This is a genomic window from Nocardia flavorosea (genome assembly GCF_015477805.1).
GTDB lineage: Bacteria > Actinomycetota > Actinomycetes > Mycobacteriales > Mycobacteriaceae > Nocardia > Nocardia flavorosea_A.
The window spans coordinates 1,054,894-1,068,822 of record NZ_JADLQL010000001.1 but is presented as its reverse complement, the minus strand read 5'-3'; the positions used below and the strand labels follow the sequence as shown (position 1 = coordinate 1,068,822).

The 13,929-nt window shown below is 67.5% G+C and carries 14 protein-coding genes; 6 read left to right on the top strand and 8 right to left on the bottom strand.

Going from position 1 to position 13,929, the window contains the following annotated elements:
- Positions 1-18: 18 nt before the first annotated feature.
- Positions 19-399, bottom strand: a complete 381-nt coding sequence (locus IU448_RS04775; protein WP_195054238.1) for an NADH-quinone oxidoreductase subunit A — start codon at positions 397-399, stop codon at positions 19-21.
- Positions 400-828: 429 nt separating this feature from the next.
- Positions 829-1,164: a hypothetical protein gene (locus tag IU448_RS04770; protein ID WP_228812250.1), complete on the bottom strand. Its 336-nt coding sequence runs from the start codon at positions 1,162-1,164 to the stop codon at positions 829-831.
- Positions 1,165-1,326: 162 nt separating this feature from the next.
- On the opposite strand from IU448_RS04770, the gene IU448_RS04765 reads away from it, so the two are divergent.
- A complete protein-coding gene (locus IU448_RS04765) occupies positions 1,327-1,728 on the top strand; it encodes an NUDIX hydrolase (RefSeq protein WP_228812249.1) in 402 nt (133 codons plus the stop codon).
- Positions 1,729-1,840: 112 nt separating this feature from the next.
- On the opposite strand, the gene IU448_RS04760 is transcribed toward IU448_RS04765, so the two are convergent.
- The 4 genes from IU448_RS04760 to IU448_RS04745 are packed head-to-tail and all read right to left on the bottom strand — an operon-like array spanning position 1,841 to position 5,583.
- Positions 1,841-2,431, bottom strand: coding sequence for a GTP-binding protein (locus IU448_RS04760; RefSeq protein ID WP_033242397.1), 591 nt, complete (start codon positions 2,429-2,431; stop codon positions 1,841-1,843).
- Positions 2,432-2,441: 10 nt separating this feature from the next.
- Positions 2,442-2,816 carry a DUF742 domain-containing protein gene (locus IU448_RS04755; protein ID WP_195054236.1) on the bottom strand — a complete coding sequence of 125 codons (375 nt, stop codon included), beginning with the start codon at positions 2,814-2,816 and terminating at the stop codon, positions 2,442-2,444.
- Between the two features lie 16 nt (positions 2,817-2,832).
- Positions 2,833-3,252, bottom strand: coding sequence for a roadblock/LC7 domain-containing protein (locus IU448_RS04750; protein ID WP_195054235.1), 420 nt, complete (start codon positions 3,250-3,252; stop codon positions 2,833-2,835).
- Positions 3,253-5,583, bottom strand: coding sequence for a nitrate- and nitrite sensing domain-containing protein (locus IU448_RS04745; protein ID WP_195054234.1), 2,331 nt, complete (start codon positions 5,581-5,583; stop codon positions 3,253-3,255). It lies immediately after the preceding gene.
- A 169-nt stretch (positions 5,584-5,752) separates the two neighbouring features.
- Here IU448_RS04745 and IU448_RS04740 point away from each other — a divergent pair, with 169 nt between their 5' ends.
- Positions 5,753-7,306: a succinic semialdehyde dehydrogenase gene (locus IU448_RS04740; RefSeq protein ID WP_195054233.1), complete on the top strand. Its 1,554-nt coding sequence runs from the start codon at positions 5,753-5,755 to the stop codon at positions 7,304-7,306.
- Positions 7,307-7,320: 14 nt separating this feature from the next.
- On the opposite strand, the gene IU448_RS04735 is transcribed toward IU448_RS04740, so the two are convergent.
- Positions 7,321-7,713 carry a DUF779 domain-containing protein gene (locus IU448_RS04735; RefSeq protein WP_195054232.1) on the bottom strand — a complete coding sequence of 131 codons (393 nt, stop codon included), beginning with the start codon at positions 7,711-7,713 and terminating at the stop codon, positions 7,321-7,323.
- 312 nt (positions 7,714-8,025) lie between these two features.
- The gene (locus tag IU448_RS04730) at positions 8,026-8,334 is read right to left on the bottom strand and encodes a hypothetical protein (RefSeq protein ID WP_195054231.1); all 309 of its coding nucleotides are present in this window, start codon (positions 8,332-8,334) and stop codon (positions 8,026-8,028) included.
- A 107-nt stretch (positions 8,335-8,441) separates the two neighbouring features.
- On the opposite strand from IU448_RS04730, the gene IU448_RS04725 reads away from it, so the two are divergent.
- From IU448_RS04725 to IU448_RS04710, 4 genes are all read left to right on the top strand, one after another.
- Positions 8,442-9,323: a TIGR03621 family F420-dependent LLM class oxidoreductase gene (locus tag IU448_RS04725; protein ID WP_195054230.1), complete on the top strand. Its 882-nt coding sequence runs from the start codon at positions 8,442-8,444 to the stop codon at positions 9,321-9,323.
- Between the two features lie 205 nt (positions 9,324-9,528).
- On the top strand, positions 9,529-11,049 hold the full coding sequence (locus tag IU448_RS04720; protein ID WP_195054229.1) for a flavin-containing monooxygenase: 1,521 nt from the start codon (positions 9,529-9,531) through the stop codon (positions 11,047-11,049).
- A gap of 94 nt (positions 11,050-11,143) precedes the next feature.
- Positions 11,144-12,517, top strand: coding sequence for an FAD-dependent oxidoreductase (locus tag IU448_RS04715; RefSeq protein WP_195054228.1), 1,374 nt, complete (start codon positions 11,144-11,146; stop codon positions 12,515-12,517).
- 132 nt (positions 12,518-12,649) lie between these two features.
- Positions 12,650-13,759 carry a PP2C family protein-serine/threonine phosphatase gene (locus tag IU448_RS04710; protein WP_228812023.1) on the top strand — a complete coding sequence of 370 codons (1,110 nt, stop codon included), beginning with the start codon at positions 12,650-12,652 and terminating at the stop codon, positions 13,757-13,759.
- Positions 13,760-13,929: the final 170 nt, after the last annotated feature.

The following is a 13,929-nucleotide window of genomic DNA, read 5'->3' as shown; positions in this document are numbered from 1 at the left end:
TGATCGGAGGTTCGCGGTTCAGTCCCAGCCGAGGCCGCCGCGCCGCCATTCGTAGGCATAGGCGACCGAGACATTGACGATGAACAGAGCCATCGCGACCAGGCCGAAAACCCCGAGCGCATCGATATGGACCGCCCACGGGTAGAGGAACACGATCTCGATATCGAAAATGATGAACAGCATCGCGGTGAGGTAGTACTTCACCGGAAAACGTTGGCCGGTAGTGCTTCCCGCGCTGCCGGCCACCGCGTGCGGCGTCGGTTCGATACCGCATTCGTAGGCTTGTAGTTTCGCGCGGTTGTAGCGCTTCGGGCCGATGAGGCCGGCGATCAGGACCGAGATGATCGCGAACGCGGCGGCAACCGCGCCGAGGACCAGTATCGGCAGTTCGGTGTTCACGACTGCGCTTCCCCTCCTTGCGAACTCCGGGCCCGGCGGTTGTGCCGCGGGACCCGCGAACGGGGCCGGGCGGGCGATGGGGACGGCCCGCGCCGCCGGATCTCCCCCGGAATCGAGAATGGGCTGGGGAGGATTTCGGTGTCGCGGGTTATATGTCATCTCCCGCGCTCATGTGAGCTACAGCACAGCCTACAACTGTCGCGGCAGGAAGAACGCGGATCAACAGACCGGTTTGATCGAATTCGGGACTGAGATTTATGAGCGAATGAACCTAATCGGCTCCGGCGGTGTCCGATGCGCCCGAGCCGAGCCCGCCATGGGTACGCTTCCATCCCGCCTCGGGGCCGGGCGCGCTCAGGCGGTGTCCATTGCACCCGGGCGCGCGCATGTTCGTGGTGACGTGCCGCTGCCGCTGCGGGTACGAAGTGCTCAGGCAGCCGGGCGGCGGCGAAGCAGGGCGACCACGATCTCGGTGAGCCGCAACGGGTCGATCGGATGGGCGGCAACAGCCTCGGCGCGCGACCAGTTCGCCAGCCAGGCATCGTCGGCACGGCCGGTGAGCACGATCAGCGGCGGGCATTCGGCCAGCTCGTCCTTGAGTTGTTTGGCCAGGCCCATCCCGCCGACCGGCGCGGATTCACCGTCGAGAACGGCGAGATCGGCCGCGCCGGCATCCATCCGCTCCAGCACCACCGGGGCGGTGGCGACCTCGAGATACTCCAGCGGCGGTAGGTCCGGATGCGGGCGACGCCCGAGCGCGAGCATCACCTGACCCCGGGTATCGGCGTCGTTGCTGTAGACCAGGACCCGCAGCACGGCGGGAGGATTCGCATCGGCCACGTCCGCATGGTACGTCCACGACCGCGCGGATGGGGGCAGCTTGGCCGAGATGGTCCGCGCGCCGCGCTGGTCTAAGCTGCCGGCGTGATGGACGAAATGGCCGATGATCTCATCGATACGGTCGCGTGGGTGCTGATCGTGGACGGGCGCATCCTGTGTGCCCGCCCGGCGGGTAAGGAGATCTTCTACATCCCGGGCGGAAAACGCGAAGCGGGCGAATCCGACGAGCAGACCCTGATTCGTGAGATCGCCGAAGAACTCACTGTCGGACTGGTCACCGAAACCGTCGAACCGGTGGGCGTCTACGAGGCCGCCGACGGCGCCGCCCGGGTCCGGATGAGCTGTTACCGCGCCGACTACCGCGGGCAGTTGACCGCGAGCAGCGAGATCGCCGAGCTCGCGTGGTTCGGCTACGCCGACCGCCCGCACGTACCACCGGTGGACCAGTTGCTGTTCGACGAACTGCACGCGGCGGGCGCCTTGCGCTGAGCTTCGGCTGTGCCTGTTGCGCCTGAGCGCGGGCCGTACGTGTTCAGGCTACCTACCGGTTCCGAACCCGACGCGCTCAGGCGGAGCCGGCGAGCGGCTCCGCCTGAGCGGATCACCCGGGATTGGCGGTCAGATCCGGCCGGGTGGCCCGATCGATCAGATACTCGATCAAGCTGAGCAGCACGTTCTTCGCCGACACCCGATCCCGCGCGTCGCAGAGCATCACCGGCATCGAGCCGTCCAGATCCAGGGCGTCGCGGACCTCGTCCACGGTGTAGCGCGGTGCACCGTCGAAACAGTTGACCGCCACGAGGAACGGCAGTCCGCGCCGTTCGAAGTAGTCGATGGCGGCGAAGGAGTTACCGAGCCTGCGAGTATCGGCCAGCACCACCGCTCCCAGCGCGCCGCGCGCCAGTTCGTCCCACAGGAACCAGAAACGGTCCTGGCCGGGCGTACCGAAGAGGTACAGCACCAGATCCTTGTCGATGGTGATCCGGCCGAAGTCCAGCGCCACCGTCGTGGTGGTCTTGGATTCGACACCCGACAGATCATCGATCCCCGTGCTGAGTTCGGTGATCATCTCCTCGGTCCGCAGCGGCGGAATCTCACTGATCGAGGCCACCATGGTGGTTTTGCCGACGCCGAAGCCGCCGGCGATGAGGACCTTGACCGACGCGGCCAGGGCCGGCGCCGCGGGGTCCATCCGGGCAGGGTCAAATTTTTCGGATTCCATCCAGTACCGCTCGCAATATGTTGAAGTCGCCGGGTCCGGACTCCATCTGCACCGGAGTCCGGAAGATCAGATGGCTGTCACCGATCAGATCTCCGACGAGAATCTTGGTCACCGCCAGCGGCAGTTTCAAGGCGGCTGCCACCTCCGCCACTGTCTGTGGTTCCGTGCACAACTGCACGATATCTAGATATTCGGGTTCGGTACGACGTAGTGGCGGGGCTCCGTGGGCTCTGACCACGATCGTGAGCATATCCAGATCGTGTCCGGCACCGACGGTTCGCCCCCGGGTGATCGCGTACGGCCGCACCAGCGGTCCGGCATCGTCGTCGAACCAGGAATCCCGTGTACCGGTCATCGCCGTATCGCTGTTCTCACGACTGCTGTGGTCGGTCCCCGGTTCCGCTGCGGGAACTGGTCGAGAGATGGGTACCGACCCGCTGTACGGTCAGGTTCATCTCGTAGGCCACCATGCCGAGGTTCGCGTCCGCGGCCGCCTGGACCGCGATGCAGGCGTTGTCGCCCGCGGAGGTCACGAACAGGACGGCCCGATCGAGTTCGATCACCGCCTGCCGGACGTTACCCCCCTCGAATCGTGCGCCCGCGCTACGAGCCAGGCCGTGCAGCGTCGACGACATCGCCGCGAAATGCTCGGCCTCGGTGCGGTCCATTTTCGAGGAGTGGCCGAGCAGCATTCCGTCGGTGGACAGTACGACCGCCAGCCGGACCCCAGCGAGTCGCTCGACGAGATCGTCGAGCAGCCAGTTCAGGTCACCTTGAGTGGAAGTTGACACTTAGCCTTCCTGTTCATCCGGGGATGCGCCGTCCGGCGCCGGGTTCGCGGCGCCGGAATCCGCGGCGGGCAGAGGCCTACGGCCCTGCCGGGTACCGATCTCGATCGCCGCCATCAGATCTCGGGCTTGTTCGGCCGAGCGCGGCCGCGCCGCTGCGGCCTGCTGGGCGCCCGAATCTTCCGGTCGCGGTGCGACTTTAGCCTGCCTGGTACGGCGTGGTAAAGCCGGACGACCGTCGGGCAGCACCTCCGGTTCGGTGGTGGCCGAACCGGTCTCCGCCGTCGGGCGGCCCGTCGGCACCGGATCAGGGCGCGGGCGGTCCTCGACAAGGGTGGCCGCCGGGGCCGCTGCGCGTTCTTCGGGGGCCGGTACCGGGGCGGCCGGGCGCGTCAACCCGGTCAGTGGCGCGGTCTCCTCCGCGGGATCGGTGAGCAGGGCGGACGGAACGATCACGACCGCCCGTACGCCGCCGTACTCGGATTCCCGCAGTTGTACCGAAATACCGTGCCGGTGGGCCAGCTGCGCGACCACGAAGATCCCCAGCCGGGAGTCCCGCTGCAGCGAGGCGACCTCGAAGTCGGGTGGGTTCTGCAAGATCTCGTTGAGCCGGTCGCGGCTGTCGGCCGGGATCCCCATGCCCTGATCGGTGATCTCGATGGCCACGCCCTTGCCGATAACCGACCCGGTCACCTGGACTCGTGACTGCGGCGGTGAGAACGAGGTCGCGTTGTCGACGAGTTCGGCGAGCAGATGGATGAGATCACCGACCGCGCTACCCGCGACCCGCAGCTCGGGCAGCCGGGCCAGACGCACCCGCGGATAGTCCTGGGTTTCGCCGACGGCACTGCGCACCAGATCGACCAGCGGTACGGGGGTACGCCACTGCCTGCCCGGTTTCCCGCCGCCGAGCACGATGAGGTTCTCCGCGTTACGGCGTTCCCGGGTGGCCAGATGGTCGAGTTTGAACAATACGTCCAGCATCGCCGGATCCTCTTCGCGCCGTTCGGCCTCGTCGAGGATCTCCAGCTGTTTGTGCACCACGATCTGGCTGCGGTGCGCGATGTTCAGGAAGATCGATTTGACGCCTTCCCGGTTGCGGGCCTCGGTGACAGCGGCCGTGACGGCGACCGCGTGCGCATGTTCGAACGCCGTGGCCACCGCACCGAGTTCGTCGTGGCCGAAGTGGAGTTTCGCCGTGGCCGCGGTGTCGTCGACCTCCTCGCCGGCGCGGAGCCGGTCGAGCATATCCGGCAGCCGCTCGTCGGCCAGGGCCAGCGTATGGTCGCGCAACCGCACCAGGCGGTGGATGAACCGGTTGGCCAGAACCAGGGAGATGCCGAACGCCGCCGCGGACACCACCAGGACGGCGAGCCCGATCAGCAGCGATTGCGTCGTGGTGCGGGCCGCGGCATCCAGTGCGGCCCGCTGCATGACCAGGTTCTGCTCGTCCCAGAGTTCGAGCATCTCGTGATCGACATGGTCGGCCGCATCCTGCCAGGCGGCGAACTGGGCGGGCGGCAGCTCCGAGGCGCCGTCACCGTCCGAGCCCGGGAGGCTGCGGGCGATGAGTGTGTTCTCGGTGCGGGTCAGCAGCTGCCATTGCGGGCTGCTGAGCAGATTGTTCAGCCGTTCACCGAGCTCCGGGTCGAGCTCGCGGGCCAGCAGCGCTGTTTCGATGTGGTAGAAGCCGGTCTGCTGGATGTACTCATCTGGTAGTGCCACCGGCCGGCCGGACCGCAGCGCCGCACCGGCCAGCGCATGGCTACGGGAGGTGGCCTCCAGCATGTGCATGATGCGGGTGGCGAGGGTGAGCTGGGTGGCCGAATGCGCATCCGGCGCGAAGGACTGCGAGAGCTGCGCACCGACCGCGAGCGCATCCAGCAGCCGCGCGTAGAAGGTGTAGGCATCGCCGGCCGAAACCGAGCGGCTGTCGACCGCGCCCCGGATATTGCCCAGCTGCTGGGTGAGCGTCGCGAACGAGCCGACATCGTCGGTGATCTGGTCGGGTTGCAGTTCGCGTAGCTGCTGGGAGGCGTCGAGCAGGCCGAGTAGCGCCCGTTCGCTGTCGGGCCGTACAGCGGTCAGTGCATCGGCCGCATCCGTATCACCGGCGAGGTAGGCAAGGGTGAGGCGGCGTTCGTCCTGAACGATGTCGTACACCGTGCGGGTGGGGCCGGACGCCGCCCGCATCGCCTCGGTCACCTGCCGGTCGTGCTGGCCCTGGTCGATCAGATAGCCGGTCGCGCCCACACCGACCACCAACAGGGTCAAACTCGGGATGAGCGCGATCGCCAGGATCCGGGCGCGGACACCGAGCCTCGCTCTGAACATCGCCACAAAGTAACCTTTCGCCCCGCTTCCGGCACATCGGATCCCATTGAACAGGACTCCCTTCGACCTCGCGACCGACAGTGGTTTCGGCCGCGTGACCGCCCCCGGGCGTGCCGGATGGGTAGATTCGTCCGTATCGCGTGGATTACCGACCAGGTAGGAGGCACCGATGCCCGTCCCGGATACCGCGGTCTTCGACCGCTTGAGCGCAGGGGCCGCGGTCGACGAGACCGCAGCACGCGCGCAGCGCACGATCGATGAGGTCTTCACCGGGGCGCCGCTGGGGTCGATGCCGGTGGGCACCGCGGCGGATGTGGACACCGCGGTCGCGCGGGCCCGGGCCGCGCAAACGCACTGGGCTGCCCGCCCGGCCACCGAACGTGCCCGAGTGCTACACCGTTTCCGGGAGTTGGTCGTCGCGCAGCGCGCGGTGCTGATGGATGTCATCCAGGCCGAAACCGGCAAGGCCCGGTGGGCGGCACAGGAAGAGATCATGGGCCTGATGTTCGCGGCCCGCTATTTCGCGCGGATCGCGCCCGGACTGCTGGACGAACAGCAGGTGCCCGGGGCCTTTCCGATTCTCAACCGGGCCCGGGTCGGTGCCCGGCCCAAAGGTGTCGTCGCGGTGATCTCGCCGTGGAACTATCCGCTGGTGCTATCGCTCGGCGATGCGATTCCCGCGCTGCTGGCCGGGAACGCGGTACTGCTGAAACCGGACAGCCGGACACCGTTCTCCGCGCTCGCGGGGGCCGAACTGCTCTACCGTGCGGGCCTGCCGCGCGACCTGCTGGCGGTCGTGCCCGGTCCCGGGCCGGTTGTGGGCGAAGCCATGGTGGACCGATGTGACTATCTGATGTTCACCGGTTCCACCGAGACCGGCCGGGCACTGGCACAGCGGTGCGGTGCCCGGCTGATCGGGTTTTCCGCGGAACTGGGCGGTAAGAACCCGATGATCGTCACCGCGGGCGCGAATATCGGCCGGGCGGCCCGCGCGGCGGTGCGGGCATGCTTTTCCAACGCCGGGCAGTTGTGTATCTCCATCGAACGGATCTATGTCGAGAAATCCGTCGCCGACGAGTTCACCGAAAAATTCACAGCTACCGTCGAATCGGCGAAACTGGGCGCGGCCTACGATAATTCGGCCGATATCGGCTCCCTCATCTCGAAGCCGCAGTTCGAAACCGTCACCCGTCACCTCGCCGATGCCGTCGCCCGGGGTGCCCGGGTACTCACCGGCGGCAACGCCCGGCCCGATATCGGGCCGCTGTTCTTCGAACCGACCGTGCTCGCCGGCGTGACCGATGAGATGATCTGTGGCCGCAACGAAACCTTCGGGCCGCTGGTGGCTGTCTACCCCGTCGAATCCGTGGACGAGGCGATCGCGGCGGCCAACGATACCGACTACGGGCTGAACGCCAGTGTGTGGGCTGCCACGTCGGCCGAAGGAGAGCGGATCGCCCGCCGGTTGCGGACGGGCACGGTGTGTGTCGACGAGGGCTACGCCCCGGCCTGGGGAACTACCGCCGCGCCCATGGGCGGGATGGAGGCGTCCGGGGTCGGCCGCCGGCACGGCCCCGGCGGACTGTTGAAATTCACCGAAGCCCAGTCGGTGGTGACCACTCGCTTCCTGAACCTGGATCCGCCGCCGCTGATCCCGCAGGAGTTGTGGCAGCCGATCCTGATGACCATCGCGCGCGGGCTGAAATACCTGCCCGGACGGTGATCACCGCGAGCGGTTCAGCCCCGGCTACGTTTGCGAGCTTCGAAGGCGGCGTTCTCGGCGGCGCTGAGCCGGCGGGCGCGCAGCAGGAACACCGCGGTATCCGCCGCGGGTTCGTCACCACCGGCCGGTGGCCCGGCGTCGGCGGGGACGTCCACGGTCAGGTGATCGCGTTCGAAATGCTCGTAGGCCTGCTCGCTCATCCACAGTTCGGTATGCCAGGCCAGCCGGCCGAAGAGAGTATCGCCCGTAGCCGCCCGGAAATCGCGGATGGGCAGCCAGTCGGGCGCTGGTTCGCCCGCGTCGTGACGGCGCAGGTAGAGCAGGATGGGGCCGTGCTGTTCGATCAATTCGCGTAACGCGTTGCGGGCTCTGTCGGTCACCGCTACGCGGTCGCTGCGATACGCCATCAGGAACTCCGCGCCGCGCTGCGGCACCGCGGCGCTACCGATCCGATCCGATGAAACATTCCGCGCTCCTTGCAACTGGGTTCCGGTGCCGGCACCGGCCGGGCGCACCGATTCCGCTCGCCACCGCCCGGTATCCGGATCGCTACTTCGCCAGCACTTTTGCGAACACATTCTTGCGTATCACGTCGGCGGAGGCGAGTGGGTGTCAATGGCCTGGCGAAAAGGCTTGTGGTATAGGGCAGGTGGCGGCGCGGAGGCGGCCGGAAGCCCGCTCGTCCGGTGTCGGCAAGGGAAACCGCAGTGGCAGGCGTGCTATTTCCGGATGAAGATACCGGCCAGATCGGCCCGTTCGATGGGGGTGTCGGCATTGGCCTGAACGGTGCACAAACCGTCGACGGCCGCCATGGACAGGTCCACATTGGTGCCGGTCGGTGCCTGCCCGCGCTGTTCCTCGAGGAATTTGGTGATGGTGACCCGTTTGGTTTCCGGATCCTGCGCGATGTACTCGCGGCAAGGTGTATCGCCGCCCTTGTTCAACGCCTGCTCGATCTCGGTGCACCCGGCCAGTGCGAGCGTGGCGGCCGCGATCAACAGCCCGTACCGGGTTTTCGTGGCATTCATCGACAATCCTCCTGGTGGCTCGGACCGGCGCCGCGCCTGCCCGGGACGAGTACCCACCCTATGTCCGGTGGCTCGCCGGGGCGAAGCCGTGCGGGTATGCAGAAGGTATGAGTTCACCGACAGACTTCCGGTTCGGCGTCAACATGGTCGTGCCGCATTCCCGCGACGAATGGGTACACAAATGCCGGCGGGCCGAGCAACTGGGTTACGACGTGATCGGCGTAGCCGACCATCTCGGCATGGCGCCGCCGTTTCCCGCCCTGGTACTGGCCGCCGAGAACACCGAACGAGTGCGGTTGAACACCTTCGTTCTCAACGTGCCCTTCTACAATCCCGTGCTACTGGCCCGGGAGGTCGCCGGAACGGATCGCTTCGTCCAGGGCAGGCTGGAACTGGGGCTGGGCGCGGGTTATGTGCGTGCCGAATTCGATACCGCCGGTATCCCTTTCGGCAGCGGGGCGAGCCGAGTCGAGTATGTCGAGCAGACTGTGCGAACGCTGCGCGATCTGTTCGCCGATCCCGGCTTCGGGCCGCAGCCCGCGCGGCCGGGTGGCCCGCCACTGCTCATCGGCGGCTGGGGCGACCGGATGCTCACCCTCGCCGCTCGCTACGCCTCCGTCGTCGCGCTGACCGGCGCCGCCGCCACGACCGCCGGCGGGCTGCGGTTGGCCGGACCGGCGGAAATCGATGAACGGGTCGGTTTCGTCCGGGCCGCGCTGGGGGAGCGTGCCGCCGAGGTGGAGTTGAACATCCTGGTCCAGTCGGTGGTGCCCGCCGGCAAGCGCGCCGAATTCCTCGACAGGTACGCCTCGGCCGTGGCGCCCGAGGTGCTGGCCGCGGTGGACGAACTGCCCACGGTGCTGCTGGGCGGTCCCCGGGAGATCGCCGACCGGCTACGGGCGAATCGGGAGCGGTTCGGGTTCGGCTATATCACCGTGCTCGAACCCGATATGGATACCTTCGCGCCGGTCATCGCCGAATTCCGGTGAGCAGGATGCCGGCGGCGATGTCCATAGAAGAAAAGAAAAATTGAGGTGAATATCACGTTAAAAGGCGGGGCGGGGTATGTCGGCCCTGCGGCGCTTCGACGGGTCGCGCCCGAACCGGCCGCGATATAAGATACTGTCGGTTACAGGTAAAAGGTGCGTCTGTCGTGCTCGACGGCGAACCCGGCACGAGCAGACGAGGAACGCAATGACGCGGCATGTCGACGTACTGATCATCGGAGCCGGTCTGTCCGGTATCGATGTGGCCTGTCACCTGGAGAAGGAGAGCACCGGGCGCAGCTACGCGATCCTGGAACGGCGCACCGCCATCGGCGGAACCTGGGACCTCTTCCGATACCCCGGAATCCGCTCGGACTCCGATATGTACTCCTTCGGCTACGGTTTCCGGCCCTGGCGCGGAACGAAGATGCTCGCCGACGGCGCCGGGATCCGCCGCTATATCGAGGAAACCGCCGCCGAGTACGGAGTCACCCCGCATATCAACTTCGGCCGGAAAGTGGTTTCGGCGAGCTGGTCCGGTGCGGACAACCGCTGGACCGTCCGGGTCGTCGAAGAAGCGACCGGTGCCGAGGAATTGTGGACCGGCAGTTTCCTGGTCGGCTGTACCGGCTACTACGACTACGACAAGGGCTACCGGCCGTCGTTCCCCGGGGAGGAGAACTTCACCGGGCGGATCGTCCATCCCCAGCACTGGCCCGAAGATCTCGACTACCGGGGGAAGAAGGTCGTGGTGATCGGCAGCGGGGCCACCGCCATCACGCTGGTGCCGTCGATGGTCGCCACGGCCGCACACGTGACGATGCTGCAGCGTTCGCCCACCTATATTGCCTCGATCCCGGCCGACGACCCGGTCGCGGTCGGTCTCACGAAGGTCAAATCCCCGGCCGGCCTCACCTACCGAGTCGGCCGCGCACGCAATATCGCCGTCCAGCAGGCCAGCTACCAGCTCTCGCGCAGGCAACCGGCCTTGGCCCGGAAAATGTTCCTGAACTGGGTCCGGTCGGCGGTGGGATCCGATATCGATATGCGGCATTTCAGCCCCGACTACGCGCCGTGGGATCAGCGGCTGTGCGTGGTACCCGACGGCGACCTGTTCAAGGCGCTGCGCCGCGGGCAGGCATCGATTCGCACCGACACCATCGACACGTTCACCGAGAACGGCATCCGGCTCTCCTCGGGCGAGGAAATAGACGCCGATATCGTCGTCACCGCCACCGGCCTGACCATCCAGATCCTGGGCGGGGTCACCCTGGAAGTCGACGGCGAACCGGTGGTGACGCGGGAACGGGTCATGTACAAGGGGGCGCTGCTCGACGGTGTACCGAACGCGCTGATGGTTCTCGGATACACCAACGCCTCGTGGACCCTGAAAGCTGATCTCGCCGCGGAATACTTCTGCAAGGTGCTCAACCGGATGCGGGAACGCGGCTACACACGGTTCGTGGTGACTGCGCGCGACAGCGACCGCTCCGAGGTCTCGGTGATGGGTGGTGCGCTCAGTTCCGGCTATATCCAGCGCGGTGACGCGGTGATGCCGCGTCAGGGCACCGGCGGACCGTGGAAGGTGGTCAACAGCTATTTCCGGGACCGTTCCTACCTGCGTAAGAGCCCGATCGAGGACGGCATCCTGACCTTCACCGACAGTGCCGGCCGGTCGAGTGCCGGTGCGCGCCGCCCGGCACGCACGGCCGGCACCGGCTCCCGCTGATCGGTGCTGTCCCGCCTGAGCGCGGGGGCAGCAGGGGCTGCGCGGTCGCAGGTGGCAGCGCGGCGGACCGTGACCGACTGGGTAGGTTGGTCGTATGACCGAGCGGTTGGTGATCGTCGGCGGTGACGCGGCCGGTATGTCGGCGGCCGCGCAGGCACGCCGGTACCGGGAGGCCGGCGACCTGGAGATCGTGGTCTTCGAACGCGGGCATTTCACCTCCTACTCCGCCTGCGGGATTCCCTACTGGGTCGGCGGGCAGGTCGGCAACAGGGATCAGCTGATCGCTCGCACCCCGGCCGAGCACCGCGCGCGGGCGATCGACGTGCGATTGCGCAGCGAAGTCGTCGAACTCGATATCGCCGGCGACCGGGTGCGCAGCCGCGATCTGGCGACCGGTGCCGAAACATGGACGGGCTACGACCAACTGGTGCTCGCGACCGGCGCGCGACCCATCCGTCCGCCGTTGCCCGGTGTCGATGCGCCCGGTGTGCACGGAGTGCAGACACTCGACGACGGTGAGGCGCTCATCGCGACCCTGGCCGCCACCGGGGGACGTCGAGCCGTGGTGGCCGGTGCGGGATATATCGGGGTCGAGATGGCGGAGGCATTGATTCGCCGCGGTTTCGAGGTCACGATCGTGCACCGCGGGGCCGAACCGATGTCTACGCTCGATCCCGATATGGGCGCCCTGGTGCGCGAAGCATTGGGCGGAATGGACATCGTGGTGGCCGGCGGCCGCGAGATCACCGCGATCCGCACCGGCGCCGACGGCCGGGCCCGCGCCGTGGTAGCGGGTAGTACCGAATACCCTGCGGACGTGGTGGTGCTCGGGATCGGGGTCGCCCCGGAGACCGAACTGGCCCGTGCGGCCGGGCTACCGATCGGCGGCTACGGCGGGATTCTGACCGATTCCGCGATGCAGGTCATCGGGCACGACAACATCTGGGCGGGGGGTGACTGTGTCGAGGTGCTCGACCTCGTCTCGGGTATGCGCCGCCATATCCCGCTGGGCACCCACGCCAACAAGCACGGTCAGATCATCGGTGCCAATATCGGTGGCGGCTATGCGACATTTCCCGGTGTGGTCGGCACCGCCGTCAGCAAGGTCTGCGATCTCGAGGTGGCGCGAACCGGGTTGCGGGAGAAGGATGCCCGGGACGCCGGTCTGCAGTACGTGACGGCGACGATCGAATCCACCAGCCGCGCCGGTTATTACCCGGACCCGGCACCGATGACGGTCAAGATGCTGGCCGAACGTCTCACCGGACGGCTGCTCGGCGTGCAGATCGTCGGCCGGGAAGGCGCCGGCAAACGGGTCGATATCGCGGCGGTCGCGTTGACCGCGGGGATGACTGTGGCGCAGCTGACCACACTCGATCTGGGGTATGCCCCGCCGTTCTCGCCGGTCTGGGATCCCGTGCTGGTTGCGGCCCGCAAAGCCGTACGCGCGGTTGGGGAGCGTGGATGAACGCGCTCACCCGGCCACCGCGTACTATCTTCGATCGTCAGAACGCAACGGGTCGAACGAAGGGGGCGGTGTGCGGACTCGCGGTATCCGGGTCGGGGGGCGCCGGGATCTACTCGAGAGTGCGGTGACCGGATGAACCGGGAGACGAATGCCGGGGGCGCCGAACCCGGTGACATCCTCGACGCGGTGACCGAACCCATGCCGGCGGTCCGCGACACCTTGGACACTCGCCGCCGGGCCGCCGCCGCGGAGCGGACCGTGCCGCGGCAGGCTCTCGCCCCGGGGATCCACCGGGTGGCGTTGCCGGACGACGGTCTGTCCGATGTGGTCTGCGTGCACTGCGGAACTCAGGGGCGCGGGCCGCGCTGTCCCGGTTGCGATCATCCGCATCGAGTTCAGGACCGGTTCGAGGCGGATCTCGGAATTGCCGGTCTGGTAACCGACCGCGGTATCGTGCACGCACGCAACGAGGACGCGGTGGCCGCCGCGGTGGTTCCCGACGACAGCGGGCAACCGGAGACTCTCGTACTGGTGGTGTGCGACGGTGTTTCGTCCTCGCCGGATCCGCAGGCCGCCTCCGGGACCGCCGCTCGCACCGGGGTGGATGCCTGCCTGACCGCGCTCGCCGAGCACCGGACGGCCGAGGAGGCGACGGCCGCGGGCATGGCGGCGGCATCGGAGGCGGTACGCAATCTGGTCGGGCCGGACGGGGATGCGCCGTCGTGCACCTATGTTTCGGCGATCGTGCGCACCGAGGCCGACGGCCGGGTTTCGGTGACCGTATCGAATATCGGCGACAGCCGTGCCTATTGGCTGGCCGCCGGAGACCGGGTTTCGGATCAGCCGGCGCGTCCGGGGCACGCCGGCCCGCTCACCGGGCCGCAGAAACTGACGGTCGACGATTCGTGGGCGCAGACGCTGATCGAAGCGGGTGCCATGGACGAGCAGGCCGCCATGGCCGATCCGCGGGCGCATACCCTGATGCGCTGGCTCGGCGCGGACGCCGGGCAGCAGCCCTGGTCGGGAGATAGCATCCGGTCCTATTACGTGGACGGTCCGGGTTCGCTGCTGCTGTGCACCGACGGTCTGTGGAACTATCTACCCGGGCCGATCGAGCTGGCGCAGCGCGCGCTCGGGATGCCGACGAGCGACGGCGCGCGGGCGCTGGTCGACTATGCGGTCGTCTGTGGCGGCAGCGATAACATCACGGTGGCTCTGGCCCCGATTTCCGGCGGCAGGTGATCGGTTTCCCGGCCTCGGCGAATCTGTGGCAAATCCGCGGGGGAGCCGGTATCGGGCGCCGTTCACCGTCGGTTCGACGGTGCGGACACACAGGACATTTGCCTGTCCGCTGTGTTTGCAAAAGTGCGAAGCCGGGTACAAGTCCGGAAAGCCGGTGTGGCCACGAGGGT

Excerpts from the sequence above, each read along its gene's own strand:
- IU448_RS04770 (WP_228812250.1), bottom strand. The coding sequence starts at position 1,164 with ATGCTCGCGCTCGGGCGTCGCCCGCATCCGGACCTACCGCCGCTGGAG.
- IU448_RS04765 (WP_228812249.1), top strand. The coding sequence starts at position 1,327 with ATGGACGAAATGGCCGATGATCTCATCGATACGGTCGCGTGGGTGCTG.
- IU448_RS04760 (WP_033242397.1), bottom strand. The coding sequence starts at position 2,431 with ATGGACCCCGCGGCGCCGGCCCTGGCCGCGTCGGTCAAGGTCCTCATC.
- IU448_RS04755 (WP_195054236.1), bottom strand. The coding sequence starts at position 2,816 with ATGACCGGTACACGGGATTCCTGGTTCGACGACGATGCCGGACCGCTG.
- IU448_RS04745 (WP_195054234.1), bottom strand. The coding sequence starts at position 5,583 with ATGTTCAGAGCGAGGCTCGGTGTCCGCGCCCGGATCCTGGCGATCGCG.
- IU448_RS04740 (WP_195054233.1), top strand. The coding sequence starts at position 5,753 with ATGCCCGTCCCGGATACCGCGGTCTTCGACCGCTTGAGCGCAGGGGCC.
- IU448_RS04735 (WP_195054232.1), bottom strand. The coding sequence starts at position 7,713 with ATGGCGTATCGCAGCGACCGCGTAGCGGTGACCGACAGAGCCCGCAAC.
- IU448_RS04730 (WP_195054231.1), bottom strand. The coding sequence starts at position 8,334 with ATGAATGCCACGAAAACCCGGTACGGGCTGTTGATCGCGGCCGCCACG.
- IU448_RS04725 (WP_195054230.1), top strand. The coding sequence starts at position 8,442 with ATGAGTTCACCGACAGACTTCCGGTTCGGCGTCAACATGGTCGTGCCG.
- IU448_RS04720 (WP_195054229.1), top strand. The coding sequence starts at position 9,529 with ATGACGCGGCATGTCGACGTACTGATCATCGGAGCCGGTCTGTCCGGT.
- IU448_RS04715 (WP_195054228.1), top strand. The coding sequence starts at position 11,144 with ATGACCGAGCGGTTGGTGATCGTCGGCGGTGACGCGGCCGGTATGTCG.
- IU448_RS04710 (WP_228812023.1), top strand. The coding sequence starts at position 12,650 with ATGAACCGGGAGACGAATGCCGGGGGCGCCGAACCCGGTGACATCCTC.